General features: G+C 70.0%; 26 protein-coding genes, 1 tRNA gene and 1 other RNA gene. 8 read left to right on the top strand and 20 right to left on the bottom strand.

Annotated features, from left to right (window positions below):
- Nucleotides 1-284: 284 nt before the first annotated feature.
- Nucleotides 285-3,326, top strand: coding sequence for an AfsR/SARP family transcriptional regulator (locus FHR32_RS14420; RefSeq protein WP_184754769.1), 3,042 nt, complete (start codon nucleotides 285-287; stop codon nucleotides 3,324-3,326).
- A gap of 309 nt (nucleotides 3,327-3,635) precedes the next feature.
- Here FHR32_RS14420 and FHR32_RS14415 read toward each other — a convergent pair whose 3' ends face one another.
- Complete coding sequence (locus FHR32_RS14415; protein WP_184754768.1) at nucleotides 3,636-5,078, bottom strand: DUF7059 domain-containing protein; 1,443 nt, start codon at nucleotides 5,076-5,078, stop codon at nucleotides 3,636-3,638.
- Nucleotides 5,079-5,227: 149 nt separating this feature from the next.
- Here FHR32_RS14415 and FHR32_RS14410 point away from each other — a divergent pair, with 149 nt between their 5' ends.
- Entirely contained in the window at nucleotides 5,228-5,539 is a 312-nt protein-coding gene (locus tag FHR32_RS14410) for a hypothetical protein (protein ID WP_184754767.1), read from the top strand.
- A gap of 99 nt (nucleotides 5,540-5,638) precedes the next feature.
- Here the strand turns inward: FHR32_RS14410 and FHR32_RS14405 are convergent, their stop codons facing one another.
- Together FHR32_RS14405 and FHR32_RS14400 are read right to left on the bottom strand one after the other, a co-directional pair.
- Nucleotides 5,639-6,235, bottom strand: coding sequence for a TetR/AcrR family transcriptional regulator (locus FHR32_RS14405; RefSeq protein WP_184754766.1), 597 nt, complete (start codon nucleotides 6,233-6,235; stop codon nucleotides 5,639-5,641).
- A gap of 103 nt (nucleotides 6,236-6,338) precedes the next feature.
- Complete coding sequence (locus FHR32_RS14400; RefSeq protein WP_184754765.1) at nucleotides 6,339-6,857, bottom strand: GNAT family N-acetyltransferase; 519 nt, start codon at nucleotides 6,855-6,857, stop codon at nucleotides 6,339-6,341.
- Nucleotides 6,858-6,944: 87 nt separating this feature from the next.
- Here FHR32_RS14400 and FHR32_RS14395 point away from each other — a divergent pair, with 87 nt between their 5' ends.
- Both FHR32_RS14395 and FHR32_RS14390 read left to right on the top strand, forming a co-directional pair.
- Nucleotides 6,945-7,454, top strand: coding sequence for a winged helix-turn-helix transcriptional regulator (locus FHR32_RS14395; RefSeq protein ID WP_184754764.1), 510 nt, complete (start codon nucleotides 6,945-6,947; stop codon nucleotides 7,452-7,454).
- Between the two features lie 75 nt (nucleotides 7,455-7,529).
- On the top strand, nucleotides 7,530-8,318 hold the full coding sequence (locus FHR32_RS14390; RefSeq protein WP_312882339.1) for an SURF1 family cytochrome oxidase biogenesis protein: 789 nt from the start codon (nucleotides 7,530-7,532) through the stop codon (nucleotides 8,316-8,318).
- Nucleotides 8,319-8,338: 20 nt separating this feature from the next.
- Here FHR32_RS14390 and FHR32_RS14385 read toward each other — a convergent pair whose 3' ends face one another.
- The 3 genes from FHR32_RS14385 to FHR32_RS14375 all read right to left on the bottom strand — a co-directional run bounded on the left by FHR32_RS14385 (nucleotide 8,339) and on the right by FHR32_RS14375 (nucleotide 10,792).
- Complete coding sequence (locus FHR32_RS14385; RefSeq protein ID WP_184754762.1) at nucleotides 8,339-9,178, bottom strand: putative protein N(5)-glutamine methyltransferase; 840 nt, start codon at nucleotides 9,176-9,178, stop codon at nucleotides 8,339-8,341.
- Nucleotides 9,179-9,373: 195 nt separating this feature from the next.
- On the bottom strand, nucleotides 9,374-10,075 hold the full coding sequence (locus FHR32_RS14380; protein ID WP_184754761.1) for a hypothetical protein: 702 nt from the start codon (nucleotides 10,073-10,075) through the stop codon (nucleotides 9,374-9,376).
- Between the two features lie 27 nt (nucleotides 10,076-10,102).
- On the bottom strand, nucleotides 10,103-10,792 hold the full coding sequence (locus tag FHR32_RS14375; RefSeq protein ID WP_184754760.1) for a hypothetical protein: 690 nt from the start codon (nucleotides 10,790-10,792) through the stop codon (nucleotides 10,103-10,105).
- Between the two features lie 298 nt (nucleotides 10,793-11,090).
- Between FHR32_RS14375 and FHR32_RS14370 the strand changes: the two genes are divergently transcribed.
- Nucleotides 11,091-12,287 (top strand): amidohydrolase family protein, encoded by a 1,197-nt coding sequence (locus tag FHR32_RS14370; RefSeq protein WP_184754759.1) that lies wholly within the window; start codon nucleotides 11,091-11,093, stop codon nucleotides 12,285-12,287.
- Here FHR32_RS14370 and FHR32_RS14365 read toward each other — a convergent pair.
- Together FHR32_RS14365 and FHR32_RS14360 are read right to left on the bottom strand one after the other, a co-directional pair.
- On the bottom strand, nucleotides 12,268-12,606 hold the full coding sequence (locus tag FHR32_RS14365; protein ID WP_184754758.1) for a YkvA family protein: 339 nt from the start codon (nucleotides 12,604-12,606) through the stop codon (nucleotides 12,268-12,270). The two genes, FHR32_RS14370 and FHR32_RS14365, sit on opposite strands and share 20 nt — an antisense overlap.
- A 109-nt stretch (nucleotides 12,607-12,715) precedes the next feature.
- Nucleotides 12,716-13,684: an LLM class F420-dependent oxidoreductase gene (locus FHR32_RS14360; RefSeq protein ID WP_184754757.1), complete on the bottom strand. Its 969-nt coding sequence runs from the start codon at nucleotides 13,682-13,684 to the stop codon at nucleotides 12,716-12,718.
- A 182-nt stretch (nucleotides 13,685-13,866) separates the two neighbouring features.
- Between FHR32_RS14360 and FHR32_RS14355 the strand changes: the two genes are divergently transcribed.
- Nucleotides 13,867-14,586 (top strand): hypothetical protein, encoded by a 720-nt coding sequence (locus FHR32_RS14355; protein WP_184754756.1) that lies wholly within the window; start codon nucleotides 13,867-13,869, stop codon nucleotides 14,584-14,586.
- A gap of 56 nt (nucleotides 14,587-14,642) precedes the next feature.
- Here the strand turns inward: FHR32_RS14355 and FHR32_RS14350 are convergent, their stop codons facing one another.
- Together FHR32_RS14350 and FHR32_RS14345 are read right to left on the bottom strand one after the other, a co-directional pair.
- The gene (locus tag FHR32_RS14350) at nucleotides 14,643-15,419 is read right to left on the bottom strand and encodes a bestrophin-like domain (RefSeq protein ID WP_184754755.1); all 777 of its coding nucleotides are present in this window, start codon (nucleotides 15,417-15,419) and stop codon (nucleotides 14,643-14,645) included.
- 81 nt (nucleotides 15,420-15,500) lie between these two features.
- On the bottom strand, nucleotides 15,501-16,178 hold the full coding sequence (locus FHR32_RS14345) for a TetR/AcrR family transcriptional regulator (RefSeq protein ID WP_184754754.1): 678 nt from the start codon (nucleotides 16,176-16,178) through the stop codon (nucleotides 15,501-15,503).
- A gap of 155 nt (nucleotides 16,179-16,333) precedes the next feature.
- Here FHR32_RS14345 and FHR32_RS42955 point away from each other — a divergent pair, with 155 nt between their 5' ends.
- The gene (locus tag FHR32_RS42955) at nucleotides 16,334-17,011 is read left to right on the top strand and encodes a hypothetical protein (RefSeq protein ID WP_221465406.1); all 678 of its coding nucleotides are present in this window, start codon (nucleotides 16,334-16,336) and stop codon (nucleotides 17,009-17,011) included.
- 141 nt (nucleotides 17,012-17,152) lie between these two features.
- Here FHR32_RS42955 and FHR32_RS14335 read toward each other — a convergent pair whose 3' ends face one another.
- The 7 genes from FHR32_RS14335 to ffs all read right to left on the bottom strand — a co-directional run bounded on the left by FHR32_RS14335 (nucleotide 17,153) and on the right by ffs (nucleotide 23,774).
- Nucleotides 17,153-18,220 (bottom strand): aspartate-semialdehyde dehydrogenase, encoded by a 1,068-nt coding sequence (locus FHR32_RS14335; RefSeq protein WP_184754753.1) that lies wholly within the window; start codon nucleotides 18,218-18,220, stop codon nucleotides 17,153-17,155.
- Complete coding sequence (locus FHR32_RS14330) at nucleotides 18,217-19,491, bottom strand: aspartate kinase (protein WP_184754752.1); 1,275 nt, start codon at nucleotides 19,489-19,491, stop codon at nucleotides 18,217-18,219. Before FHR32_RS14330 ends, FHR32_RS14335 begins: the two co-directional genes overlap by 4 nt.
- A 90-nt stretch (nucleotides 19,492-19,581) precedes the next feature.
- Entirely contained in the window at nucleotides 19,582-20,112 is a 531-nt protein-coding gene (locus tag FHR32_RS14325) for a DUF5063 domain-containing protein (RefSeq protein ID WP_184754751.1), read from the bottom strand.
- Entirely contained in the window at nucleotides 20,105-20,704 is a 600-nt protein-coding gene (gene recR, locus FHR32_RS14320; RefSeq protein ID WP_184754750.1) for a recombination mediator RecR, read from the bottom strand. Before recR ends, FHR32_RS14325 begins: the two co-directional genes overlap by 8 nt.
- Nucleotides 20,705-20,707: 3 nt before the next feature.
- Complete coding sequence (locus FHR32_RS14315) at nucleotides 20,708-21,061, bottom strand: YbaB/EbfC family nucleoid-associated protein (RefSeq protein ID WP_184754749.1); 354 nt, start codon at nucleotides 21,059-21,061, stop codon at nucleotides 20,708-20,710.
- A gap of 430 nt (nucleotides 21,062-21,491) precedes the next feature.
- The gene (locus FHR32_RS14310; RefSeq protein WP_184754748.1) at nucleotides 21,492-23,648 is read right to left on the bottom strand and encodes a DNA polymerase III subunit gamma and tau; all 2,157 of its coding nucleotides are present in this window, start codon (nucleotides 23,646-23,648) and stop codon (nucleotides 21,492-21,494) included.
- A gap of 30 nt (nucleotides 23,649-23,678) precedes the next feature.
- Nucleotides 23,679-23,774, bottom strand: an RNA gene (gene ffs, locus FHR32_RS14305) — signal recognition particle sRNA small type.
- Between the two features lie 83 nt (nucleotides 23,775-23,857).
- Here ffs and FHR32_RS14300 point away from each other — a divergent pair.
- A tRNA-Ser gene (locus FHR32_RS14300) sits at nucleotides 23,858-23,946 on the top strand.
- Nucleotides 23,947-24,119: 173 nt separating this feature from the next.
- Here the strand turns inward: FHR32_RS14300 and FHR32_RS14295 are convergent.
- From FHR32_RS14295 to FHR32_RS14285, 3 genes are all read right to left on the bottom strand, one after another.
- Nucleotides 24,120-24,506 (bottom strand): ricin-type beta-trefoil lectin domain protein, encoded by a 387-nt coding sequence (locus tag FHR32_RS14295; RefSeq protein ID WP_184754747.1) that lies wholly within the window; start codon nucleotides 24,504-24,506, stop codon nucleotides 24,120-24,122.
- A gap of 71 nt (nucleotides 24,507-24,577) precedes the next feature.
- Nucleotides 24,578-25,786: a tyrosine-type recombinase/integrase gene (locus FHR32_RS14290; protein ID WP_184754746.1), complete on the bottom strand. Its 1,209-nt coding sequence runs from the start codon at nucleotides 25,784-25,786 to the stop codon at nucleotides 24,578-24,580.
- A 10-nt stretch (nucleotides 25,787-25,796) separates the two neighbouring features.
- A complete protein-coding gene (locus FHR32_RS14285; RefSeq protein ID WP_312882337.1) occupies nucleotides 25,797-26,078 on the bottom strand; it encodes a helix-turn-helix domain-containing protein in 282 nt (93 codons plus the stop codon).
- Between the last annotated feature and the right edge of the window lie 12 nt (nucleotides 26,079-26,090).

Here is a 26,090-nt window from a genome sequence, read left to right as displayed (position 1 = left end):
CGGCTCCCGCTTCCTGCCGGGGAGCCATGGCTCATTGATAGGGCGAGCCACCTGCACCGCACTTACAGCGCCTTTATTAGTTCCTGCAATCTGCTGACATGTCGGGCATGGCAGCCCCCGTATGGCGCCATGCCCGACACCCACAAGCATCCCGTCTCCGACTCAACACCTGATTGACGACCGATCAACACTTCAACCAACGAGTCGGCGGCCACCTATGGAGCGAGCAATGAAGGATCTATTATTTGGTCATAAAACTTTCCATTAAGACGGAGATCAGGGAAATGGCTGTTCAGGGCAGCGAAGACGGATTGCGCTTCGCCGTGCTCGGCCCTGTCCAGGCCTGGCGTGACGGTACCGAGCTCGATCTGGGCACCCCGTTACAACGCTCCGTCCTGGCGATGCTGCTCCTGCGCGAGAGCCGGGCGGTGACTCCAGACGAGATGATCGACGCCGTCTGGGGAGAGGATGCCCCGCCCCGTGCGCTCGGTGCGCTGCGCACCTACGTCTCCCGGCTGCGGGCCGTACTGGAGCCCGGCAGGTCGCCTCGCACCCGTCCCGAGCTGCTCACCTCGGTGGGCCGCGGTTACGCGCTGCACCTGAACGGCGCAGCCCTCGACCTGGCCTTCTTCGACCGGGGCGTCCAGGAAGCCGAGACCGCCCGCCGTGCCGGGGACCTCGCCGGGGCCGCCGAGAGCCTGCGCGCGAGCCTGGCGCTGTGCACGGGCGAGCCGCTGGCCGGCGCCGTCGGCCCCTATGCCGAGCACCAGCGTGACCGGCTCGTCGAGCGCCGGTTGAGCGTGCTCGAAACCCTGATGGACCTGGACCTGGAGATCGGCCGGCACGCCGACGTCGTCTCCGAGCTGATCGTGCTGACCGCCGACCACCCGCTCCGCGAGCGGCTCCGCGCCCAGCTGATGCTGGCCTACTACCGGTGCGGACGGCAGGCGGACGCGCTGGCGGCCTTCGCCGACACCCGCGCCGCGCTGATCGACGAGCTCGGCATCGAGCCGGGCCCTGATCTGGCCGCCCTGCACCAGCGCATCCTCACCGGCGACCCGAGCCTCACGCCCGCCCCCGTTCCCGTTCCCCGCGCCGATCCGGTACGGCTCGCACCCGCCGAGGCCCCCGGACCGGCCCGTGAAGCGGAGATCACCGAGCCCGCGATTCCCGAACTGCCGCGCCCGGCGCAGCTCCCCGCCGCCGTGAACGACTTCACCGGGCGCCGCCAGATCGTCGCCCGGCTGTGCACCCTGCTGGCCGCCGAGGGCGGCGGCGACGGCGTGCCGGTGGCCGCCATCTCCGGCATCGGCGGAGTCGGCAAGACGACGCTCGCGGTGCACGTCGCCCACACCCTGGACGACCTGTTCCCCGACGGCCAGCTCTATGCCGACCTGCGTGGATACGGCGAGGATCCGACCGCGCCCGAGTCGGTGCTGGGCGCGTTCCTCCGCGCTCTCGGCCTGCCCGCGGACGTCATCCCGGACGGTCTGGCCGAGCGGTCGGCGCTGTTCCGCTCGCTCCTGGCCGACCGGCGGATGCTCGTGCTGCTCGACAACGCCCGGGACGCCGAGCAGGTCGGCCACCTGCTGCCCGGCTCGACCGGCTGCGCGGCGATCGTGACCAGCCGCGGCAAGCTCTCCGACCTGGCCGCGGCCCGGCTGGTCGACCTGGACGTCATGGAGCCGGACGAGGCGCTGACCCTGTTCGGCACGGTCGCCGGCGCCGACCGGGTGACGGCGGAGCGTGCCGCCGCCATGGACGCCGTGGCCGCCTGCGGTTTCCTGCCGCTCGCGGTGCGGATCGTGGCCGCCCGGCTGGCCGCCCGGCCTTCCTGGACTGTCGCCTCGCTGGTGACCCGGCTGGCCGACGAGCGCCGCCGCCTGGACGAGATGCGCGTGGGCAACCTCGCGGTGGAGGCGACCTTCGCCCTCGGCTACGGCCAGCTCGGCCCCGCACAGGCCCGGGCGTTCCGGCTGCTCTCCCTGCCCGGCGGCCCGAACATCTCGATCGGGGCCGCCGCCGCGCTGCTCGCGCTGGACCCGATGGACACCGAGGACGTTCTGGAGTCCCTCGTGGACGCCAGCCTGCTGGAGGCCCCCGCCCCCGGCCGCTACCGCTTCCACGACCTGCTCAAGCTCTTCGCCCGCCGTACCGCGGAACGGTCCGAACAGGACGCGCGGCAGGCCGGGTCCGCAGGTGCGGGCGGGGAGGGCGCATCCGCGCTGCGCCGGCTGCTCGACTTCTATCTGGCCTCCGCGAGGTCGGCGCACCGGCTCGCCTACGAAGGCAGCACGGTCGCCGACCAGCTCACGGTGACCGTGCCCGGCCACGCGTTCACCTCCGCCGACGAGGCCGTGACCTGGCTGTCGGTCGAGGCCGAGTCGATGTTCGCGTCGATCGTCCAGGCGGGCGGCGCCGAGGACGCCGAGAGCCTGCTGCCCGGAGCCAACCTGCTGCTCGCCATGGAGCCGCTGCTGGAATCGGGGAGCCACGCCCGCGAGTTCGACCAGCGGAGCCGGGAGGTGCTGGCCGCGGCCCGCCGGGTCGGCGACCCCTCCAGCGAACTGCGCAGCCGCTACGTGCTCGGCCGGGTGCTGTTCGGCGCCAACCTGCTGGCCGAGGCGGAAGAGGAGTTCCGGGCGTCGCTGGAGCTGGCCGCCGGGGGCGACCGGATCGTCACCGGGGAGGCGATGAACGCGCTGGCCGTCGTGGCCGGGCGCCGGCGCCGCCACGTTGAGGCGCTGGCCTGGTTCGACTCGGCGCGCAAGGCGTTCAGGGAGGTCGGTGCGCGGGGCGGCGAGGCGCTGACGCTCAGCTACTCCGCCCGTGACCACCTGTTCCTGGGGCAGCAGGAGGAGGCGATCTCCGCCGCCGAGCAGGGGCTGGCCCTCTTCATCGAGATGGGCTCCAGCGCGGGCACCGCCCGTGCCCGCTATCACCTGGGCATGATCCTGTCGCGGGTCGGGCGGCTCAACGAGGCGGTCCACCACCACGCGGAGTGCCTGGCCTTCTTCCGGGCCAGCAAGCAGCGGGTCTGGGAGCAGCGGGTCTGTTCCCGGTTGGCCGAGACGTTCATCACCGCCGGCCGGTTCTCCGACGCGACGCGCCATGCGGAGCAGGCCCTGGCGGTCAGCCGGGAGATCGGCCATCCGTACGGCGAGGCACTGTCCCTGTGGGTGCTAGGCAGAGCGCTCGCCGGCCTCGGCAGCACGGACCGCGGGCACGACTGTTTCGAGCGCGCCCATGACATCTTCGTCAGGCTCGGCGCCCCCGAGGCCGCGGACCTGCGCGCCCTGCTCGACCGTGACTCCGTCGGCAACTGACCCGAGCCCCTCGTACAGGTCGTCGTCGAGGCGCGTCATCCAGAAGTGGTTGATCACCGGAATTCCTCTCGCTCTGCATCTGGACGTCGGACGTGGGGTGCCCGGCCGGCCGTCGGACCGTCGGGTGACGCGTAGGGGGCCCGGTTATCCGGTGCGTCACCCGACGGCCGGCCGCCTCACTTTGACGACCGGCCGGACTCGACACGGTCCCCTCCCCCCGGGTCCCGTGCCCACAGCCAGAGCCTGCCCCGCAGCGCTCAACATCCGATCAACATCCGATCGGCGAAGATATCCACAGCCTGTGGAGAATCACCCTGTGGATATGTGGAAAAACCCTTCGGCGATCAACGGACGGAGCCCTTCGGGTGCCTTCGCCCGCAGGTCATCGGGGTCCTCTCCGGTGAGCTCCGCGATCGCGGCGAGCAGCGGGTCCAGTGGATAGTCGCCGTCGCAGACCCCGGCGAGAGCCGCTTCCACGGTCCCCACCCGCGCGCTGCGGCGCAGTCCCCCGGTCTGCCTGAGCGTGATCCTCGACGGGTCCTCGGCCCCGGGCGGCCCGACACGCTCCTCCAGCACGCCGCCCGCGAGCGCCAGCCGGGCGCCCAGCAGCTCCGCGTCGGTCAGCCGGTGCGCCTCGGCGATGGAGCCGAGCACCTCGTCCACATATCCGCCGACCGGGAGCTCCACCCGCTGGCCGAACTCCTCCACCCGGACGACGGGGTCGAGACTGCCCGAGTCGTGCATGGTGATCCAGCCGAAGCCCACCCCGGTGATGTTCATGGACGCGAACCAGCCGAGCCAGTCGTCATAGAGCTCGCGATACCGGGGGGTGCCCTGTTCCGCGGCGTCCCTCAGCCACAGCTCCACGTACTCGGCCGGGTCCTGCACGTCCCGCTGGACCACCCAGCCGTCGCAGCCGGTCCCGGTCAGCCATCCGCCCACCCTGTCCTGCCAGTCCTCGCCGCCGACATGCAGCCAGTTGGCCAGGAGCTGGCAGGTGCCGCCAGGAGCGAGGAAACGGGGGGCCAGCCGTACGAGGTCGCGGCAGAAGCCGTCGGCCTCGAACCCCGACTCCCGATAGGTGAACCGGCCGCCGGGAGAGATCACGAACGGCGGATTGGAGACGATCAGGTCGAAACGGTCGCCGTCGACAGGGTCGAACAGGGAGCCCTGCCGGGCGTCCACCCCCTGGACGCCGGACAGCGCCCAGCTCAGCCGGGCCAGCTCCAGCGCCCGGGGGTTGACGTCGGTGGCGACGATCTCGCGGGCCCGATCGGCCAGATGGAGCACCTGGACCCCGCACCCGGTGCCGAGATCGAGGGCTCGCTCCACCGGGCGGCGGGAGACCAATTGGGCCAGGTTCGCCGAGGCCCCTCCGGCCCCGACGACGTGATCCTCACGGAGAGCCGGGTCGCCGGGCCTGACCTTGCGGTCGGAGACGACGTAGCCGCCGGTCTCCCAGGGCTGCAGGTGGACCGTGGAGATGATCTGGCCGCCCTCCGCGGCCACCAGGCCCGCGGCGGCCAGATCGGCCACCGGGAGTCCGGCGGGCGCCTCCACCGGGACCCCGAGCCACCAGAGCCGGATGAGCGCGCCGAGGAGGTCTCCGTCACGGGTGGCGCGCAGGGCGGGCACCGTCTCCTCGCGCGAGAGCGCGGTGGCGGCGACCTCGCCGAGGCGCTCGCGGACACCGTCGATGGTGTAGCCGGCGTCGAGCAACAACTCTCCGAGCCGGTCAGGCAGATCGTTCACCCGGCCATCCTCGCACCAGAGCACCCGCGACCCCTCCGGTACACAACGTGACAGACCCATCACCGAACGGCGCAAGCGTTCTGCAAGCGGACCTCAAGCGGGGAGCGGTAATCATATAGAGCTGACCCATCCGCTCCAAAGGATCTGCGATGTTGATCCCCTGCTTCGGCTGTGAGTCCCGTTTCCGCCCCGATGAGTATTTTCGCGCCTGTCATGACTACAACCGGGGAACGGATCTGGTCGCCTGGACCTGTCCTCGGTGCGGCAACCAGGACGAGCTACGGGTCTTCCCCGGAGAGCTGGGGTTTGGCTACTCCCGTGAGGGCAGGCTGGACATCTGCGACCGGGTGCGGATACCCGGCCTGCGGCGCCGCCGCCAGGACCTGCGGCTGGACATCTCTCTGGACGAGGAGGCCTGGCGGGTCTCCAGCCGGCTGCGCCAGCTGGCGGGTGCGCACTGAGACCGCTCCGGCCCGGAAGAGCCCCCGTGATCCGGGCCGGAGCACTCAGGGGATGAGTCTCCGGATCTCCCGGCGCCATGACTCCACAGGGGCCGGAGGTCAGGCCGGCTGCTGGCGCAGGCTCTGCCAGGCGGCCTCACAGAGGCCCGCCACCTCCTCATCGGTGGGCTGATGGGCCCCGGCGAACCACAGTCGACACATCTCGGTGGCCGGGCCCAGCCAGAGCACGTAACACATGGTCGGGTGGACGGGCTGGAGCAGGCCGTTCTTCATGTGGGGCCGCCACCACTCGGAGACCTGCTTGAAGAACGCCCTGCGCGAGTCCGACACCTCGGTGCCGCCCGGTTCGTCGCGCTTGGGGGGACGCTCACTGATCAGCAGGTGCGCCCGCTCACGGTTCTCGCCGCTCCAGGCCATGTGCATCGCGACGATGGCCTCGATGCCCTCCCTCGCCCCCTCGTGGCGCCGGAGTTCGGCGAGGAAGGCCTCCTGGTACATCTGGAGGGTGTCGGCATAGAGCACGCCGAAGACGTGCTCCTTGCTGGCGAAGTGGTGGTAGAAGCTCCCGACGCTGACACCGCTCTCCTCGCGGAGGCTGGCGAGCGTGGTGGCCGAGACACCGTCCTGACTGAATCGGCGCAGGGCACCCTCGATGATCCGGGTGCGGCCGTCACGTCCGTTCTTGGCACTCTTCACAGGCCAATGGTGAAGCAACAGAACCTTGTTCCGCAAATAGCGTGGCGGCACTCCACGGCAGGTTGACCATAGCACTCCCGCTCCCACCCGGCCGCGGGTCAGGTCACGGGTCCATCGCCACGGTCACCTCGACGGTGCCGGAGGTCGCCTTCATGGTCGCCTCCGGCCATGCCCGGCGGACCATCGACAGCACCGTGCGGTTCTCGCAGAGCACGTCCATCCCCAGCGTCCGCGCCCCGGAGGCCCCGGCCCGCCGGAGCAGCCTGCGGGCGAGCCGGGAGCCGATCCCGCGTCCCTGCCACTCGTCGGCCACCACCAGGGCGATCTCGACGTCGGACCCGCTCCCCGCGAAGCTCATCGCATGACCGACGACGACGTCCTCGTGGACGGCCAGCAGCACGTCCCGCCGTCCGTCCACCGCGATCATCGCCCTGACCATGCTCGCGCTCGGACGGCTCACCCCGGTGAAGAACCGTAGCGTCTGGGTCCGCAGCGACAGTCCCGCGAGAAAACGGCGGAGCCGCTCCTCGTCGTTCATCCTCGCGGGCCGGATCTCGACGCCGTCGCCGGGCGGCTTCCGCTCCGGATCGCGGAGCACCCGCGCCAGCTGAGTTCGCAACATGGACCTAGACTCTCGCCGGATAGCTGAGTATGTCAACTAGACTTAGAGGCCGTTGGAGGTGACGCCGTGACGACTTACGATGCGGACATGAGTGAGGCGGCCCTCGGCACCGTGCCCTCCCGGGTGGAAAACTGCTCCATCGAGCGCGCCCTGGCCATCGTCGGCGAGAAGTGGACGTTCCTCGTGCTCAGGGAGGCGTTCATGGGGGTGCGGCGCTTCGCCGACATGCAGGCCACCACGGGGGCCCCGAGGCAGGTGCTCAGCGCCCGGCTGACCCGGCTGGTGGAGGAGGGGCTGCTCCGCAAGGTCCCCTACCGCGAGCCCGGCCAGCGACAACGGGACGAATACCGGCTGACGCCGATGGGGCTGGACCTCTATCCGGCCCTGATCGCGCTGATGCACTGGGGTGACCGGTATCTCGCCGACCAGGAGGGCCCCCCGGTGCTCCTCACCCACCGCGGCTGCGGAGCCCCCGTCGAACAGCACTTCCGTTGCGCCGAAGGCCACGAGGTCGCCGGTCCCCGCGAGGTCACCCCGCGCCCCGGGCCGGGCGTCCGCCCCGGCGTCGCGGTGCGTGCGGATGGTGCCGGGGGCTGAGCGCGGAGCCCCCGGCTCCGGCGAAAGGCATGGTCGGGGGAGAGGGCGGTGTTCACGGTGCCTACCCTTGGGGGCGTGTACCGGTTTCTTCTGACTCCCCGATGGATGGCGCTCCACGTGGTGGTGCTGCTGGTCATCCCCGCCTTCGTGTTCCTTGGCCGATGGCAGTTCGGGCGTTATGACGAGCGGTCCGCCAGCAGCCATCAGACGACCGCCAACCTGGCAGCCGCGGCGGTGCCCGTGGGGAGGCTCACCACACCCGGCGGCAGCGTCCGCGCACAGGACAAATACCGCTCCGTGACAGCGACGGGGACGTTCGACCCGGCCCACCAGCTCCTGGTCCGCCGCCGCCCCCAGGACGGCGTGCTCGGCTTCTACGTGCTCACCCCGCTGAACACCGGCGACGGCCAGGGGGTGTTGGTGAACCGGGGCTGGGTCAAGGCCGGAGCCACGGCCGACACCCTTCCCGAGGTCCCCGCGCCGAGCACGGGTGAGGTGACCGTCACCGGCCGGATACGTCCCAGCGAGACCGAGGAGTCCTCGGGCATCCAGAACCGCCCCGGCCTCCCCCCGGGCCAGGTCCTGCTGATCAACACCGAGGCGATCGGGCGGGGCCTGCCGTACAGACTTCTCGGCGGCTACGTGGAGCTGACCGCTCAGGCGCCCAAGGCCGCCGCCGCACCCGCGCCGATCCCCGAACCGGACGTCGGCGAGGGCGGCGGGCTCAACCTGGCGTACGGCGTGCAGTGGTGGTTGTTCATCGGGATCGCTGTCGGCGGCTGGGCCCTGCTGATCCGCAGGGAAGTCGCCGACCTCAGAACCGAGGAGGGCCGGAGGAAGGAAGCCCAGCCGGCCGACGTCTGATCCGGCGGGAACCGGACGGCTCAGGCCCCGTCCCCCCTCCGGAGGGCGGGCCTGGTTCCGATGACGACCGTGGCGTCCAGCTCCTCGGAATTGACCATCCGCGCGACCAGCCCGGCACGGGCGACGGCTTCGACGGTCTGCGCCGCCTGGCGCTCGCCCGTCTCGACCAGCAGGTGGCCGCCCGGCGCCAGCCACGGTGGCACCTCGGCGATCACCCGCCGCACGACGTCAAGCCCGTCCGCACCGCCGTCGAGCGCCACCTGCGGCTCGTGCACGCGGGCCTCCGGGGGCAGCAGCCCTATCGCCTCGGTGGGGACGTAGGGCGGGCTGGTGATCAGGATGTCGACACGGCCCCGCAGCGTCGCGGGCAGCGGCTGGTAGAGGTCCCCCCCGTACACCCGGCCACCGGCGGCGGCGAGGTTGCGGCGGGCGCAGTCCACCGCTGCGGGGTCGATGTCGGCGGCGTGCAACTCGACCTCCCCCAGGGCCGCGGCCAGCGCGGCGCCCATCGCACCCGAGCCGCAGCACAGATCGACGACGACAGGTCGTGGCCCGGCGGGCACCTGACCGGCGGCCTGTCGGGCGAGGGCGACGGCCTGCCGGATGAGGAACTCGGTGCGGGGGCGGGGGACGAAGACTCCGGGGGCCACGGCTATCCGCAGGCCGCAGAACTCCGCCCAGCCCAGGACGTGTTCAAGGGGCAGGCCGGCGACCCGCTGTTCCACCATGGCGGCGAGGTCGTCGGGCGTCCGTGCCGTGGAGACGAGCAACCGCGCCTCGTCCTCGGCGAAGACACAGCCGGCGGTCCGGAGCCTGGTGGCGATGACGGATTCGGGGAGAGGCGACGGGGAAAGCGACATGAGAGCCTTTCGGAATGCCGAAGGGCGCTCTCTCGGTCACCTATGCCGGGTGGACCGTACGGCCGTGAGAGGAGAGCACCCGGCCTGCTACAGCGGTAATGGGTCTCACCTCCCTCTTCATGCGTCCACTTCTGGAGACGGTGACACTATCTGAGCTGGATCGCGACGCGCAAACGCGTTACGGCGGAGGACGGGTCAGCCCAGGACCAGTCCCGCGAGCCAGCCGACGCCCGCCGCGGCCGCCGCGGAGAGAAACCCCAGACCGATCGAGGCCAGGCAGCCCTGGCCGCCGGTCAACCTTCCCCGGGGCGCGGGCCGCCTCCCGGCCCCGTACCAGAGTGGGCGGGGTTCGAGCAGCAGGAACACGATCGCGCCGATCTGCCCGACGGTGAACAGCCAGAACCACGCCCACCGGTTGCCCAGCCTGGGCACCGAGCCGAGCATGATGAGAAAGCTGAGAAACCAGGCCGCGCCGATCCACTGGATGCCGCCGAGCGTGGGCGCCCTGAACGGCCAGCCGGGAAGGATCCCCCTGCTGTCGTCCGTGCCGTCCAGCCGGCTCACCCTCTCCGGGATCCCGGCGACGTCCTTCTGGAACTCCGCCATGGAGTAGATCTGCGGACCGTCACCGATCGGCACCGTGCTGGTCTCATGCCAGATCAGCGGGCCCTCTGCCCATCGCAGTCGATAGAGCTCCTCGCCCACCGTCCGGTAGCCGATGCTGGAGATCCGGCCGGCGGCCACGGCGGCACGGAACTCGCCCGGCGTCCGCGGGGAGGGGCTGGAGCTGAGCACGGCGACCAGGGCACCCCAGAGCAGGGCCAGCAGCAGCACGACACGGACGACAAGGCCGAGGATCCGCCAGCCGTCACGCACCTCAACCGGGTTGGAGACCACCCTTCTTTACTACCTCTTTACCTTCCTTCATGAGAGGGCGTTCACCATGCCCATGCCGAACATCACGGTCAGCGCGAGCACGAACCCCCGTGTCCCGTCCAGCCTGGTCCGCTCGGCCGGCGTCCCGTACGGCCCCCGCCACAGCGGGCGGGGCTCCAGCAGGACGTAGGCCAGCGACCCCCCGGCCAGGAACATCCAGAACCACGCCCAGCGGCCGGCGTAGCGGTGATCCCGGCGGGTGAGCATCAGCAGCCACGCCAGGACCTCGGCCGCCGTCGCGACCGGTGCGAACGGCCCCCACCAGCGCGCGTAGGCGGGTGAGCCCACGAGCCCTCCGGGACCGGACCAGCCGGAACCCTCCGAGAGCACGATCTCCACCGAAGGCGCCGCGACGGCCCGGACCCGGGCCAGGAAGGCGCCCTGACGGCGCTCCAGGGCCGCGGGGACCAGCTCGGCGGTCCGGTGGTCCCAGACGTCGCCGGGCTCGTCGAAGCGGGCCTGGCTCCAGGAGAGCGGACCGCCGGACCAGGTCAGGGTGCCGTAGGCGGGCCAGTCGCGGTCGTAGACGACCTTGGTCACGTTTCCCGCGCGCAGGTCGGAGATGAGCTCCTCCGCGTCGCGGTGGGGTGGATCCTGGTTCACCAGGACGACGACGCTGGACAGCGCCAGGACGGCCAGCAGCACCATACGCACGCCGTACGGGATGTCCCCCCGCACCGGGACCGTCCTCCGCATGTTCCCCCCGTCGTCAGGCATCCGCCGCTGGACAGGTTAGGGACTGCGCGAGGCGCGGTGGGGAGGTCGCCGGCGTTCATCGGCATCATCTTCTGAAAAATCCCGATATTTGGACGATCTCTGGGTAGATGACGGACGACAGAGATACCAAGCGGAGGCCCCGCGGCTTGACGAGTAAAACCGCAAGGTCGACACCGCGGCATGCGGTATCGGACGTCACGGCCCAAACCGTGACCCTCCGGCTTGATGAGTGTTATGCCAGCAACGTACGGTTTACCGCGTGACTACGCCGCTGCTGCCCGACCCCGAGCCAAGGCGGCGGGACTATGTGATCATTTCAGCCGATGATCATTTGATCGAGCCGCCCGACATGTTCGAGGGACGACTCCCCGAAAAATACGCGGACCTCGCACCCAAGGTGGTGGAGACCGACGCGGGTCACCAGGTCTGGCGGTACGGCGGGGCCAGCTACCCGTGCGCCGGGCTCGACGTGGGCGCCGGTCTGCCACGCGAGCAGTGGACGCTCGACCCGGTGCGGTTCGAGCAGATGCGGCCCGGCTGCCACGACATCGAGGCCCGGATCGAGGACATGGACCGCGCCGGCGTCTGGGCGGCGCTGTGCTTCCCCGGCATGCTGGCCGGGCAGGCCGGGATGGTCTTCGCCAAGACCCGCGACCAGGAACTGGGCCTGTCGGTCCTGCGGGCGTGGAACGACTGGCACGTCGACGTCTGGGCGGGCACCTACCCGGAGCGGATCATCGCCCTGCAGCTTCCCTGGCTGACCGATCCCGAGACGGCGGCCAAGGAGATCCGGGACAACGCGGCCCGCGGTTTCAAGGCCGTCCTGTTCCCCGAGTTCCCCACCCGGTTGCGCCTGCCGTCCATCCACAGCGACCACTGGGACCCGTTCTTCCAGGCCTGCGAGGAGACGGGCACCGTTGTCTGCCTGCACACCGGAGCGGGCTCCTGGGCTCCGGTGCCCTCTCCGGACACCCCCATCGAGGCGATCACGACGCTGATGCCGACGAGCGCCATGTTCGCCTGCGCCGACTGGCTCTGGTCGGGCGTGCCGCTGCGCTTTCCCGCGCTGCGGATCCTGATCCTGGAGGGCGGCGTGGGCTGGCTGCCGATGCTGGCCGAACGGGCCGACTACGCCCTCGACCACCCGGTCGCGGGCGAGGCGGCCTGGGACGGCGGGTTGAAGCCCAGCGAGGTCCTGCGCCGCAACTTCTTCTTCGGCACGCTCAACGACCACGCTCTGTCAGGGGTGCGCCTGGCCGTGGGGCTGGAGCACGTCCTGCTGGAGAGTGGCTACCCGCACTCCGACTCCACCTGGCCCGACACGCAGCAGGCGGTGACGACGAACCTGGGCAGCCTGCCGGCCGCCGACATCGCCCGGGTGGCCTACGGCAACGCCGCCCGCCTGTTCGGCCACCCGCTCCCCTCCCGCGCCTGGCTCAGGATGGAAAAGCTCTGACCTGCTTGCGCTCCCAGTCGACGTAACGGCCGCTCTCGCCGAGCAGCGAGCCCATCAGCCACAGGAAGACGCCGAAGTCGTCGGCCACCCCGATGAGCACCAGGAAGTCCGGGACGATGTCGATCGGCGAGAGGATGTAGAGCACGCCCAGGCCCATCATGGCCAGCTTGCTCTTGCCCATGCCGGGATACTGCCCGCGCATCACCGCGCCGACCATCTTCGGGATGGCTCTCAGCCGGGTGCCGAGGCCGGGGGACCCCGGCTCCGTCACGGTCTTGTACGTCCGCCAGGCCTGTGCCGCACGCGCCGCCTTAGCCATGGGGGGAACCTCCTTGGAAGCACGTTCGTCTGGCGGCCTCCTACCCGGCCGCCTCACGATATAACGCGTGATCTCCGGACGGCGTTCCCCGCAGTGGGCCACATCACTGTCACCTCCGTCCGGGCGCCAGATCCCGTACGGCCTGCGCGATCGGGATCTCCCCGCCGGGGATCGGGGCGAGCACCGGGGTGTCCAGCCCGCTGTCCACGTACTGCTGAACCCTGGCCCGGCACGTCGCCGCGTCACCGTGCACGACGAGCGCGTCCACGACCTCGTCCGGGATGGCCCGTAGCGCCGCCTGCCGGTCGCCGGCGGCCCACGCCTCGCGCATGGGCCGCAGCACCTCACCGCGCCCCAGCCAGTCGTGGAAGGCCGCATAGGCCGGGACGGTCAGGTAGCCGGCGAGCATCCGCCGGCCGAGCTCACGCACCTTGCCGGCATCCTCGCTGACGCATACGAACAGCCGGGCGATCAACTCGGTCTCCGGCCCGATCTCGGCCCTGACCTTCCGCACGTCCTGCGGCGAGAGCCAGTTGGTGATCGCGCCGTCGGCCTCGGCGGCGGCCAGACGGAGCATGCGGGGCCGCAGGGCGGCGAGCACGATCTTCGGCGGGACCTTGGGGGCGCGCTCCAGCCTGAAGCCCTTGACCTCGAACGTCTCGTACTTCTCGGTGACCTTCTCCCCCGCGAGAGCCTTCTTGAGGAAGCGCAGGGTGTCTCGGGTCCTGGCGAACGGCTTGACGAACTCGCCGGCGTTCCACCGCTCGACGATGACCGGAGAGGAGGCCCCGATGCCGAGGACGGACCGTTCCGGGGCGAGGTCGGCGAGCGTGGCGGCCGACATGGCCAGCAGGCCCGGCCCCCGGGTGTAGACCGGGACGATCGCGGTGCCGAGCCGTACGCCGGGGGCCCATTCGGCGGCCAGCGCCAGCGGCACGAAGCCGTCGACGCCGTTGACCTCGGCGGACCAGACGTCGGTATAGCCGAGTCCGGGCAGCTCGGCGACCAGCTCCCTGGACTCGGCGAGCGTGCGGTCAGAGAAGGGGATCGTCATCCCCCAGCGTGCGCCCGTAGCCATCGTGTCGCCTCCATGCTCCTGGAACATCTCTAGAACGACATTCTGATGTAGCTTGCCCAACTCCCATGAGGAGTCGTCAAGAGATCGACCATACCAACCGGACGGTACGTAGAGAGGGAACGATCTTTACCGTACATCCGCTTATCCCTCCATAACTTTGCGTAAGATGTTAGAACCTTTGGGTGACGATGAGACGATGGCGGGGTCTGCTGGGCGCGGCGGTCCTGACGACCTGTGTGGCCGCACCCGCGCTGGCCGGATCCGCCGGAACCGCGGCGTTCGCCCATGACCGAGACGATCCCCCGGCCCCGTGCCAGGAGACGGAGCGCGGCGAATGGCTGCTCCGCATCTCCGTTCCGGCATGCGGGCCCCCCTTCCTGCTGCGGGTGACCCTCGGCAACGGGTCGAGACCGGCGGAACCGGAGCGTCCCGAGCCCGGGCATCCGGAGGAGCCCGCACCGGCGGAGCCGGCGAATCCCATCCCGGAACAACCCGCACCCGAGCCTCCGCCGCCGAGCGCGCCCCCGCCGCCCACGCCTCCGAGCGCGCCCCCGCCGCCCACGCCTCCTCCGCCGTCCCCGCCCTCCCCGCCTCCGCCGCCGCCCGTGCTCCCGGCCCCTCCCACGCCCCGGCCGTCCGTCACCCCACCCGCGGAGCCGCCCTCGCCGCCGCGCCGGGCCGCCCTCCCACCGCTCCTCCCCCCACCGACTCCGACCCCACCCCCCACCCCCCGGCCGATCAGGCCGTCCGTCTCACCCCGCCTCCTGGAGCGGCAGATGGTGCTGAACCGCTTCGCCGACCGGCGCCAGGGCACCGATCGCAGACTGGTCATCCTGGTGGTCTTCACCGGCGTCATCTCGGTCACCGCGGTCGCCGCACTCAACGGCAGGGCACGCCGGTAGCGACACACGGAAGAGCCCGCCGGTGAACATCCGCCGGCGGGCTCTTCCGTGTGCCGCTACTCCGCCGTGGGCGGCACCGGGAAGCGGTAGTCGATCTGGTCGTACTGCTGCTGCGCCGTAGTGAAGGCATCCGGCCCGACCGCGCTCAGCCCGCTGAACGGATGGCTGATCAGCATGATGAAGCCGATACCGATGACGACCACGGCGACCCTGACGACGTCACCGATGATCGACGGCAGTGTCGGCCTCGCCCCGAGTGTCCAGGGCAGCGCGATCACCAGCAGGCCGGAGATGAGCATGGAGATCACGAAGATGGCCTCCAGCCCCGACCCGGCGTCGTCCGCGCGGAGAGAACGCGCGTGGGCGACCTCGGAGACATGGGTGAGCGCGTCCTGCTGGAGACTCTTGCCCTGCTCGCCGACCGGCCGGAGCTGGATCGTCGCGGCACGCAGGTCCTTGAGCATCTTGGTGGGGATCGGCGACATCTCCCCCTTGGCCATCAGCGGCCAGTCGAGCTCGGCGCTCTGGGCGGAGTATTGCCGGATCTGCGTCCGGATGGGGGCCGCCTCGGGGATCGGCGCCACCGACCAGTACATCTCGGTCAGCGTCTCCGCCTCGGCCTGGACGTCGGTCTGCGAGGTCGCGAGCGCGTCGCGGCAGAGCACCGCGGCGTAGGCCAGCACCAGCAGGTAGACGGCGAGCGCGAGGTTGGCGGCGAAGTCCACCGACGCGGCGCCGCTGCCGTCGTCCGTCTTCCCCCTCCGCCTGAGCACGAGAAGCGCGATCAGCAGGATCGCAACAGCCGCCACGACCAGTACGGTTACCCAGCCCATGAGACTCCCTCGAACTCGTCACCAAAGTAACCACCGAGGGTAATGTCTCCGTTACTGGAATTCTTGTGGTTCGCCCAGACGTCACGCCCGAAGTTCGTGAACCCCCGCGATGAAGTCACGGGCGACGCCGCGCAGACCCGGCAGATGGGAGAGCCCGACCAGCCTGTCCACCATCGGCACGCTGAGCTCGATGAACCGATAGGTCCGCCGGCACCCCTCCGAGGTGTCGTGCACCCAGAACATCACGACCCCCATCGACAGCAGCCAGAGCAGCTCGGGCAGCTCGGCACGGAGCTCGGTGTCCATCCGGTCCGCCGATCCCTCCACCACCCTGCGGTAGATCTCGATCGCCGAATTCCTGGCGGGCGACGACTCCGCACTGAACGGGCTGAGGGGGTTGCTCGGCTCGGCCGCGTGCTTGAAGAACTTCACCGCGAACTCGTGATACGGCTCGGAGACACGCACCCACTCCCGGAGCACACCGTCCAGCCGCAGGGCGAAGGACCGCTCGGTGGCCAGCAACTCCTCGCACGCGGCCTCGTGCTCGGTCTGCGCTCTGTCGTAGTACGCCTGGACCAGGGCTTCCTTGGAGGCGAAGTAGTAGTAGGCGTTGCCCACCGAGACTCCCGCCTCGGCGGCGATGGCCCGCATCGTGGTGGCTTCGTATCCGCGCTCGCGGAACAGCCTCAGGGCCGTCTCCACGATGACTTCGCGGGTCTTGTCTGATCCACGGCTTCTCTGCTGGGTCGGCTCGGCCACATTCGTCACTGTACGACCCGGGGCCTCGTTAGGTCATCGCGCCGCACGATGATCACCATCACAGGACAAAATCCCCCCGCACAGAGGGGTCATACCGGTTGCAATGTGGGATTGATTCTTCTGGTGGGAGGGCTCCTGTCACAAGGGATAAAACGATGGGGACACCTCCCTGTAAACAGAAGGCTGCGCGGTCGGCGATCATCGTGCTCCTGGCCCTGCAGACATCGCTCATAACGGTGGCCTCGTACGGCACCGCCTCGGCGGACACCTCGCCCCCGTCGACCGCCGTCGTGGCCGTGTCCCCCTCCACCGTGAACCATCCCGCCGACGCCCGGGGCGCGGTCGCCCAGACCCCCACCGCCGACGCCCAGCGCTCCTCCAAGAGCCCCCACCAGCAGGTGGCAACGGTCCGGAAGACGACGGAGACGAAACCCGACCAGCCGATACGGCTCGGCCAGGCCCAGGCCTTCCATCGCCTCAAGGCCGCCGGCCTGCGCTGGAAGTCGTCCGGAGGATGCACCGACCGCAGGCTGGGACACTGTACCTCGTTGCAGGCGGTACGGGCCGCCACCGTGGCCGACGTGATCGACCTGAAGCGCGACAGCAAGTGCCCGGTCGTCGTCACCGGCGGCACCGAGGTCGGCCACTCTCCCGGCCGCTACAGCCATCACCGGGGCTACAAGCTGGACATCCGACCCAACCGCTGCATCAGCGACTACATCACGGACGGACAGCGCCCCGACGCCGTCCGCGGCGACGGGGCTCCCCTCTACCGCGACGGGGGAACCGTCTACGCCCGCGAGCCCGACCACTGGGACATCCTCTTCCGCTGATGTCAGCGGCTTCCGCACGGTACGGCTCCCGCGGAGCCGTACGGGCTCCGGTATGTCGTGCGGAGCCGTACGGCGACGTTCGGTTCGGCGCCGCCGTACGGCGAGAGAGACGCTCCCGCCTCACGGCGGGAAGGGACGCGGCTACGCGAACTCGGCCGCGACCAGCTCGGCGATCTCCGCGGCGTTCAGGGCCGCCCCCTTGCGGAGGTTGTCCCCGCAGACGAACAGGTCCAGGGTGTTCGGGAAGTCGAGCGCCTGGCGGATACGGCCCACATAGGTGGGGTCGGTGCCGACGACGTCGGCCGGGGTCGGGAAGACCCCGTTGGCCGGGTCGTCCATGACGACCACGGTCGGGGCGGCCTCCAGGATCCGGTGCGCGTCGGCGACGGTGATCTCGCGCTCGAAGGTCGCGTGCACGGCCAGCGAGTGGGTCGTGATCACCGGGACGCGGACACAGGTCGCCGAGACCTTCAGGTCGTCGATCCCCAGGATCTTCCGGGACTCGTTGCGGAGCTTGATCTCCTCGGAGGCCCAGCCGCCGTCCTTCAACGACCCCGCCCATGGCACGACGTTGAACGCCACCGGCGCGGGGAACGGCGACTCGGCCTCGCCCAGCTTGTTCTGCAGCACCTTGCGCACGTCGCCTGCGGTCTGCCCGATCGTCCGGTCGCCCGCGAGGGCCTCGACCTCGTCGTAGAGACGGGCCGAACCGGCCACGCCCGCGCCGGAGACCGCCTGGTAGGAGGCGACCACCAGCGCGCGCAGGCCGTACTGCTCGTGGAGCGCGCTCATCGCGGCCATCATCGACAGCGTGGTGCAGTTGGGGGTGGAGATGATGCCCAGCGGCCGGTTGCGCGCGGCCTCCGGGTTGACCTCCGGCACGACCAGCGGGACCTCGGGGTTCATCCGGAAGGTGCCCGACTTGTCGACGACGACCGCGCCGCGCTCGGCGGCGATCGGCACCCAGGTCTCGGAGACCTCGTCCGGGACGTCGAAGATGGCGATGTCGACGCCGTCGAAGACCTCGGGGGTCATCTCCTGGACGACCACGTCCTCCCCGCGGACCTGGAGGACCTTGCCGGCCGACCGGGCGGACGCGACGAGCCTGATCTCGCCGTAGACGTCCGGCCGGTTGGAGATGATGTCGCGCATGACGGTGCCGACGGCACCGGTCGCACCGATCAGGGCGAGGGTGGGCTTGCGGCTCATCGGCCGGTACCTCCGTAGATCACAGCTTCGACCTGGTCGGCGTCGAGATTGAACGCGTGATGGGCGGCGGTGACCGCCGAGTCCACCTCGTCCTGCCCGACGATCACCGAGATGCGGATCTCCGAGGTGGAGATCATCTCGATGTTCACGCCCGCGTCGGCGATGGCGGCGAAGAACGTCGCGGTCACGCCGGGATGCGAGCGCATGCCCGCCCCGATCAGCGACACCTTCCCGATCTGGTCGTCGAAGAGCAGCGACTCGAAGCCGATGCGCTCCTGGATCTTCTTCAGTGCGGTGAGCGCCGTGGAACCGTCGGTCGTGGGCAGCGTGAAGGAGATGTCCGTCCGGCCGGTCGCCGCCGCCGACACGTTCTGCACGATCATGTCGATGTTGACCTCGGCGTCCGCGAGCGTTTTGAAGATCGTGGCAGCCTCGCCGACCTTGTCGGGCACCCCGACAACGGTGATCTTGGCCTCGCTCCGGTCGTGCGCGACGCCGGAGATGATGGGCTGCTCCATCTCTGTTCCTTCACTGTCGGGGTCGGAGACGACCCACGTGCCTTCCTTGTTGCTGAACGAGCTTCTGACGTGGATCGGCACGTTGAAACGGCGAGCGTACTCCACGCAGCGCAGATGCAGGATCTTCGCACCGCAGGCCGCCATCTCCATCATCTCCTCATAGGAGATCTTGGGGATCTTACGGGCGACGGGGACGATGCGGGGATCGGCCGTGAAGACGCCGTCCACGTCGGTGTAGATCTCACACACGTCGGCGTTCAGGGCGGCGGCCAGCGCGACGGCGGTCGTGTCCGTACCGCCCCGGCCAAGCGTGGTGATGTCCTTGGTGTCCTGGGAGACGCCCTGGAACCCGGCCACGATCGCGATCTGGCCGTTGTCGAGCGCGCCCTGGATCCGGCCGGGCGTCACGTCGATGATGCGGGCGCGGCCATGGGAGGACGTGGTGATCACCCCGGCCTGGGAGCCGGTGAACGACCGGGCTTCGTAACCCAGGTTGGCGATCGCCATCGCCAGCAGCGCCATCGAGATGCGCTCGCCGGAGGTGAGCAGCATGTCGAGCTCGCGGCCCGGTGGCAGCGGCGAGACCTGCTGGGCGAGGTCCAGCAGGTCGTCGGTGGTGTCGCCCATCGCCGAGACGGCCACCACGACGTCGTTGCCGGCTTTTTTCGTCGCGACGATCCGCTGGGCGACCCGCTTGATGCAGGACGCGTCGGCGACGGACGAACCACCGTACTTCTGAACAACGAGCGCCACGAGATGTCTCCGAAGCAATCTAGGGCTGTGGAGCTCACATTCTACTGGCGCTCCGGTAGATCACCCCGGGTCCGGCCAGTATGTGGACGATCACACCGTTGTGCGCTCCTCCGCCACGTCGAGCCGGGTGTGCGCGACAAGCGCCTGGAGTGCGCGCATCGCCGCTCCGGCGTGGTTTCCCCAGGTGTTGAAGTAGGAGTACTGCCACCACCACAGGGCCTCCAGCGGGCGACCGGCCTGGTAGTGCCGGAGGCCGTGGAGGAGATCGGCGGCCACGGCGGTCAGGTCGTCCGACAGCCGGTACGGCGTGACCACGGTGTCCTTGTAGGGGTCGAAGACCTCGGCGTAGTCGTCCACCGGACCCAACCGCTCGGCGAGGGCCGTACGGACGGCGTCGACGTCCGGGTCCTCGCTCAGGTGCGGTTCCCAGTTGCCGGACAGGATCACGTCCTGGCTGGCACCGAGCTGCGCGCCCGCCGAACTGACCTGGGCCACCTCCACCAGCAGCAACGGCAGGATGGCGTCTCCGCCCTCGCCGCCGGCCAGCCTGGTCAGGCCGTCGATGTAGTTCTCCGCGTGCTCGGCGATCCGTTCGGCGAGAGCACTCCATGCGTCAGACATCCAGCAACCTCCTTCCTTCGAACGCGCGGCCCAGGGTGACTTCGTCGGCATACTCGAGGTCACCGCCTACCGGCAGGCCACTGGCCAGTCGTGTGACTTTCAGACCCATCGGCTTGACCAGACGGGCGAGATAGGTCGCCGTTGCCTCACCCTCGAGGTTGGGATCGGTGGCGAGGATCAGCTCGGTCACCTGGCCGTCGGCCAGGCGTGTCATCAGGTCGCGGATGCGGAGGTCTTCGGGGCCGATCCCGTCGATCGGGCTGATCGCCCCGCCGAGCACGTGGTAGCGGCCACGGAATTCGCGGGTCTTCTCGATCGCCACGACGTCCTTGGACTCCTCGACGACACAGATCACCTGGGGATCGCGCCGGACGTCACGGCAGATCCGGCACTCCTCCTCGGCTGCGACGTTTCCGCAGACCCGGCAGAAACGGACCTTCTCCTTGACCTCAAGCAGGGCGTGGGCGAGCCGCTTGACATCGGCCGGCTCCGCGGCCAGCAGGTGGAACGCGATCCGCTGCGCGCTCTTGGGACCGACGCCGGGCAGCATGCCCAACTCGTCGATCAGGCTCTGGACAACCCCTTCGTACATGACTCAGAATCCGGGCAGCTGGCCGAGCCCGCTCCCGCCGCCCAGCCCCTGTGCGAGTGGTCCGAGCTTCTCCTGCTGGAGGTCGGCGGCCTCGCGCACGGCATCCCGGATCGCCGCGATGACCAGGTCGGCGATGGTGTCGGCCGTCTCCTGAGGATCACCCGGATCAACGGCCTCCGGGCTGATCTTCAGCTCCAGCAGTTCGCCGCCGCCGTTGACCGTGGCCACGACGAGTCCGCCGCCCGCCGAGCCTTCGACCTCCGCGTCGTTCAGCTCCTGCTGGGCGCTCACAAGCTGCTGCTGCATGAGCTGTGCCTGCTCCAGCAGTTGCTGCAGGTTGACATCCCCTGGGTTCACCGTCGTTGTGCTCCTCGTCCGTGACATCGGTCGCCACGAGCCTACGGGGTTCGGGCCAGGTGTTGTACTGGGCGTCGCACGTGTTCCCCAGGGAGGGGTGTTAAACCACCGATCGGGTCCCGGCCCCCCTCCAGACGTCCGGGACCCGACCTGACACGCACCGAAGCGGCCGCACACGGCGGCGTGCGTTCCTGAACTTAGCCGAACGCAGGCCGCACACATGGCGTGTTTGTTCAATCACCCTACGCACTCCCCCTCTGAGAGCCGGCGGTCGGGGTGGAAGCGCCCGACACGGCCGCCGCGCCGTCGGCCGTCTCCTCGGCGCGCAAGGGGCACGGAGAGCCAGGGCGCGGAACGCCAGGAGGGCACACATGCCGTACCGGCTGCCAGGCGGGGCCGCCGGAGGGCCGCGGACCTGACCGGCCGAGTGTCAGGTGTGGTCGATCTCGCCGATGATCTGACCGCCCAGCTCGCGCTGGATGAGGGCCATGCCGGTGAGCGCGTCGACGTCGGCGTCCGCGTCGTTCAGCGGGTCGACGTCATCGGTCTCGACAGCGGGCTTACGGGACGGCACCGCGTCCGGCCAGGCTGCCTTGGTGCCACCGGCCGCTCTGGGGCCCGACTGGGCGGCGGCCCTGGCCGCCGAGCGTGCGGCGGCCAGGCCCGGACCGGGAGCAGGAGTGGGCGGCGAACCGGGGTCGTCGGGGAGCGGCGCGTCCGGCCAGGACTCGTCGGTGGCGGGCGGAGCCTGCCGGGCCGGAGCGGCCGGGGTCTCCTGAACGGCCGGAGCCGCCGGAGCCGCCGGAGCCGGCGTGGGGTCCGGACGGGAGGGAGCGTCCTGACGCGGTGGGGGCGGGCTCTGCGGTGGCCGCGCAGGAGGACGGGCGCCACCGGACGGGGCGGGGCCACCGCCGCCGACCACGACGGCCTCGACCTTCCAGGCGCCTCCCAGCACGTCCTGCAGCGCCGCCGCGACCACCACGTCCTTGCCGCCGCCGGTGAAGTTTCTCGCCGCGCCGACCTGGGTGAACCCGAGGGTGAGGACCTTGCCCTCGACCCCGACGACCTGGGCGTTGGTGTTCACGTTCGCCCAGACGACGATGCTGCGCTGCTTGAGAGCGCCGAGCACCTGCGGCCACGCCTGCTGGACGGCCCCGGCCCCCGCCCCGGAGACCGCTCCGGCGGCCTGTTGGGGCTGGGCTTGTGCCTGCGGCTGCTGCGGCTGCGGCTGCGGAATGGAGGCGCCGGGCCTGGCTGCGGCAGGCCAGTCCCCGTTGCCCTGGGCACGGGACTGATCGGCGGGAGCCGCGGGAGCGGCGGGAGCGGCGGGAGCGGCGGGAGCGGCGGTGGCGACCGCCGGCACGGGGGGTGGCGACTGGGGGACCGGCGCCGCGTAGATCACCGGAGCGGGTGCGGCGGGGGCCGCCGCGACACCGCCCTTCTCCAGCCGCTCCAGCCTGGCCAGCAGCGCGGCCTCGCCCTGCGCGACCCCGGGAAGCAGCGTCCTGGCGCACATCAGCTCAAGCAGCAACCGGGGCGAGGCCGCGCCGCGCATCTCGGTCAGGCCCGCGTTGAAGATCTCGGCGGCCCGGGTCAGCTCGGCCGGGCCCATCGAGACGGCCTGCGCCTGGAGCCGTTCCAGCTCGTCGGCGGGCCTGTCGAGCAGCCCGCTGGTGGCCGCCTCCGGGACGTTGGCCAGGATCACCAGGTCACGGAAGCGCTCCAGCAGGTCCATGGCGAACCGGCGGGGGTCGTGCCCTCCTTCGATCACCCGGTTCACAGCCTGGAACACCCGTGCGCCATCGCGGGCGGCGAAGGCGGCGACCACGTCGTCGAGCAGGTCGCCGTCGGTGTAGCCCAGCAGGGAGACCGCGCGGGCGTAGGTGATGCCCGCCTCGTCGGATCCGGCGAACAGCTGGTCGAGGATCGACAGCGAGTCACGTGCCGACCCGGCACCCGCCCGGACCACCAGCGGAAGCGCGGCGGGCTCGAACGGGACCTTCTCGGAGGTGAGGATCTCCTCCATCAGCGTGCGCAGGGCCGCGGGCGGGATCAGCCGGAACGGATAGTGGTGGGTCCGGGACTTGATCGTCCCGATGACCTTCTCGGGCTCGGTGGTCGCGAAGACGAACTTCAGGTGCGGAGGGGGCTCCTCGACGAGCTTGAGCAGCGCGTTGAAACCCTCGCGGGTCACCATGTGCGCCTCGTCGATGATGTAGATCTTGAAGCGCGACGACACCGGCGCGAAGAAGGCCCGCTCACGCAGGTCACGGGCGTCGTCCACGCCACCGTGCGAGGCGGCGTCGATCTCGATGACGTCGAGGTGGCCGGGACCGGTGGGGGCCAGGGCCACGCAGGACTCGCACTCCCCGCACGGGTCGGGGGTCGGGCCTTTCTCGCAGTTCAGTGAGCGGGCCAGGATCCGGGCGCTGGAGGTCTTGCCGCATCCGCGTGGCCCGCTGAACAGGTAGGCGTGGTTGATGCGGCCGCTCCGCAACGCCTGTCGCAGCGGCTCGGTGACGTGCTCCTGCCCCTTGACCTCGGCAAAGGTCCCGGGCCGGTACTTGCGGTAGAGCGCAAGACTCATGCGACGCTCCCACCTGCGAGGGGCCTGAAACGAAGAGACCCCTCGCACACCCGCCAGAGCCTGCTTATCCTTGCTGCCTTCCGGCCCTGGGGAGGTTCACAGGATGACGCCGCGCGAGGGGTCCTTCGACAGTCTAGCCTCTGAACGGAGTGCTCGGGGTGCCGAATACACGGTCCACGCACTGCTGAAAGTTCGGTAAGCTTCTCCACGGAGGATTCGCCTAGTTGGCCTAGGGCGCACGCTTGGAAAGCGTGTTGGGGGCAACCCCTCAGGAGTTCGAATCTCCTATCCTCCGCCATGGTTCACCAGCCGTAACACGAAAGCCCGCTCCATCTCGGAGCGGGCTTTCGTGCGTCAAGGTCTCAGTTTGGGTCTCAGTCGACCTGTTCGGAGGGCTTTTCACCCCCTCCGATGTCTCTTCGTGGGGTGCGGCCGGGGCAGCTTCAGCGTGGCGTGCAATGCCCCGCGTGGTCAGGCCAGGGTGTCCTTGACCTTGATGTGGCCCTCGTCGATCACGAACCTCTGGTTGGTGTGGTCCGCGCATTGCCACAGGTGCACCCGAGTGCCGTTGACGCGGTCGTTGGTGGCGTCCAGGCATACCTCCCGGCTGGTGCCGATGGTGTCCTTGACCTTGATCTGGCCGTTGTCGATCACGAACCTCTGGTTGGTGTGGTCCGCGCATTGCCACAGGTGGATCTGGGTTCCGTTGGTGCGGGCGTTGGTGGCGTCGATGCACATGGGGGTCGCGGCAAGGGCGGTGTTGGTAGCGGGCATGGAGGCCGCGGCGGGCAGGGCGGTGACCGCGCTCACTGCGACGACGGCGACGGCACTGGCCAGTAGAGGGCGAGCAAGCAGCATGGTGTCTCCCGGGGAAGATCGATCAGAACCCGAACACAATCCCACAGCGAAGAGTGAGTGATCAATTACATTCAGTCATCGACATGCCAGAGCAACCCGTCGACCTGCTTTGCCACGACCTGCCGGATGGGGTCAGTGACGTGCTGGTAGCGCTTGGCCATGTCGGCGCTCGCCCACCCCATGATCGACATGACTGTGGGCATGGGCACTCCCAGGATCAGGAGGACCGTCGCGGCGGTGTGCCGGGCGTCGTGCAGCCGGGCGTCTCGGAGTCCCGCGGCCTTGAGGAGATCTTTCCACTGGTGGTAGTCCGTGTTCGGGTTGAGCGCCTGGCCGGTCGGGGTGGCGAACACCCATCCCCCGTCTTCCCAGAGCTGCCGGGCGTCCGCGCGGTCCCTGGCCTGTTCCTCCCGGTGCTTGCGAAGCAGCGTGACGAGCTGGCCGGGAAGCCCGATCGTGCGTCGGCCAGCCCGTGACTTGGTGTCGGCCGTGTCGGGGTTGGTCTGCTTACGCTCCGGGCAGTACCCCGCCTTCCTTCCACAGATCTCCCCGCACCCGTGGGCGTACTTCGGACGCTGGCGCCCCCGCCGGACACGCAGGGTCCCCCGGTCAAGGTCCACATCCACCCACCTCATGCCCAGAACCTCGCCCTGCCTCAGTCCGAGCGCGAGCGCGACGGCCCACCGCGCGCTGTTGCGGGGCAGCGTGCTGGCGGCCTTGAGCAGCCGCTGAATCTCGGCGATGTCGTACGGCTCCACCTCTTCCTCACTGAGCGTCGGAGCCTTGGCGAGCGTGGCGGGGTTCCGGATGAGGTACCCGCGCCGTACGGCCACGTTGAGAGCCGTACGGACCGTTCTGTGGACGTGATGGGCAGTCCCTGCGGACTTCCCCGCGCGCTGCATATTGGCGTAGAGCTTTTCGAGGTGCTCAGGGGTCAGCTTGTCGAGCCGGTGTGCTCCGATGCCGGGGATCAGGTGAGTGTGCACGTCCACCCGGTAGCCCGAATGCGACGTCTCGCGAATGGCCGGCGGAACGGCGATGGTCTCTATCCAGTGGGTGAGCCACTTCGCAACGGTCCACCGGCCGGTCTTGCGGACAGCTCCGCTGTCGCGCTCTCGCTCCAGCTCGCGAACCGCCTTGATGACCTCGGATTCGTTCTTGCGCTTCACGTGCCGACGGTCCGGGGTGCCGTCGTCCTTGACGCCCATGGTCACCCGCCCGTGCCACTTGCCGTCTTTGCCCAGGTAGATCGATGAGGCACCGTTCGGCTTACGTCCCATTCAGTCCCCCTCAGGCCGCGGTCTTCTGTCGCTGGCCACCGTTGGCCAGCAGGTTGGTCACGTACTCGTGCAGGCACTCGATCGGCACGCGGCGAAGTCGGCCGATGAAGATAGACCGCACGGTGCCGGTCGTCACGAGGTGCCACATCCGGGTTCGGCCGATCCGGAGCCGCTCGGCGGCCTCTTCGACCGTGAGCAACAGGGGCATGTCCGCCGGGTCCGTGACGGAGGTCAGGTCAGGCCGGACACTGTCCGGCGGCGTGGTCATGGTGAGCTTTTCGGCCCTGGGCACGGGGTCTCCTTG

The sequence above is a fragment of the Streptosporangium album genome (assembly GCF_014203795.1).
GTDB lineage: Bacteria > Actinomycetota > Actinomycetes > Streptosporangiales > Streptosporangiaceae > Streptosporangium > Streptosporangium album.
The sequence above is the reverse complement of the archived record's forward strand: the minus strand, read 5'-3'. Positions and strand labels throughout refer to the sequence as shown.

Coding starts and splice junctions, on each gene's coding strand:
- FHR32_RS14360 (WP_184754757.1), bottom strand. CDS start 13,684: ATGGCTACGGGCGCACGCTGGGGGATGACGATCCCCTTCTCTGACCGC.
- FHR32_RS14295 (WP_184754747.1), bottom strand. CDS start 24,506: ATGCTGCTTGCTCGCCCTCTACTGGCCAGTGCCGTCGCCGTCGTCGCA.
- FHR32_RS14395 (WP_184754764.1), top strand. CDS start 6,945: ATGAGTGAGGCGGCCCTCGGCACCGTGCCCTCCCGGGTGGAAAACTGC.
- FHR32_RS14350 (WP_184754755.1), bottom strand. CDS start 15,419: ATGGGCTGGGTAACCGTACTGGTCGTGGCGGCTGTTGCGATCCTGCTG.
- FHR32_RS14410 (WP_184754767.1), top strand. CDS start 5,228: ATGTTGATCCCCTGCTTCGGCTGTGAGTCCCGTTTCCGCCCCGATGAG.
- FHR32_RS14290 (WP_184754746.1), bottom strand. CDS start 25,786: ATGGGACGTAAGCCGAACGGTGCCTCATCGATCTACCTGGGCAAAGAC.
- recR (WP_184754750.1), bottom strand. CDS start 20,704: ATGTACGAAGGGGTTGTCCAGAGCCTGATCGACGAGTTGGGCATGCTG.
- FHR32_RS14400 (WP_184754765.1), bottom strand. CDS start 6,857: ATGTTGCGAACTCAGCTGGCGCGGGTGCTCCGCGATCCGGAGCGGAAG.
- FHR32_RS42955 (WP_221465406.1), top strand. CDS start 16,334: ATGGGGACACCTCCCTGTAAACAGAAGGCTGCGCGGTCGGCGATCATC.
- FHR32_RS14385 (WP_184754762.1), bottom strand. CDS start 9,178: ATGTCGCTTTCCCCGTCGCCTCTCCCCGAATCCGTCATCGCCACCAGG.
- FHR32_RS14335 (WP_184754753.1), bottom strand. CDS start 18,220: ATGAGCCGCAAGCCCACCCTCGCCCTGATCGGTGCGACCGGTGCCGTC.
- FHR32_RS14325 (WP_184754751.1), bottom strand. CDS start 20,112: ATGTCTGACGCATGGAGTGCTCTCGCCGAACGGATCGCCGAGCACGCG.
- FHR32_RS14365 (WP_184754758.1), bottom strand. CDS start 12,606: ATGGCTAAGGCGGCGCGTGCGGCACAGGCCTGGCGGACGTACAAGACC.
- FHR32_RS14420 (WP_184754769.1), top strand. CDS start 285: ATGGCTGTTCAGGGCAGCGAAGACGGATTGCGCTTCGCCGTGCTCGGC.
- FHR32_RS14310 (WP_184754748.1), bottom strand. CDS start 23,648: ATGAGTCTTGCGCTCTACCGCAAGTACCGGCCCGGGACCTTTGCCGAG.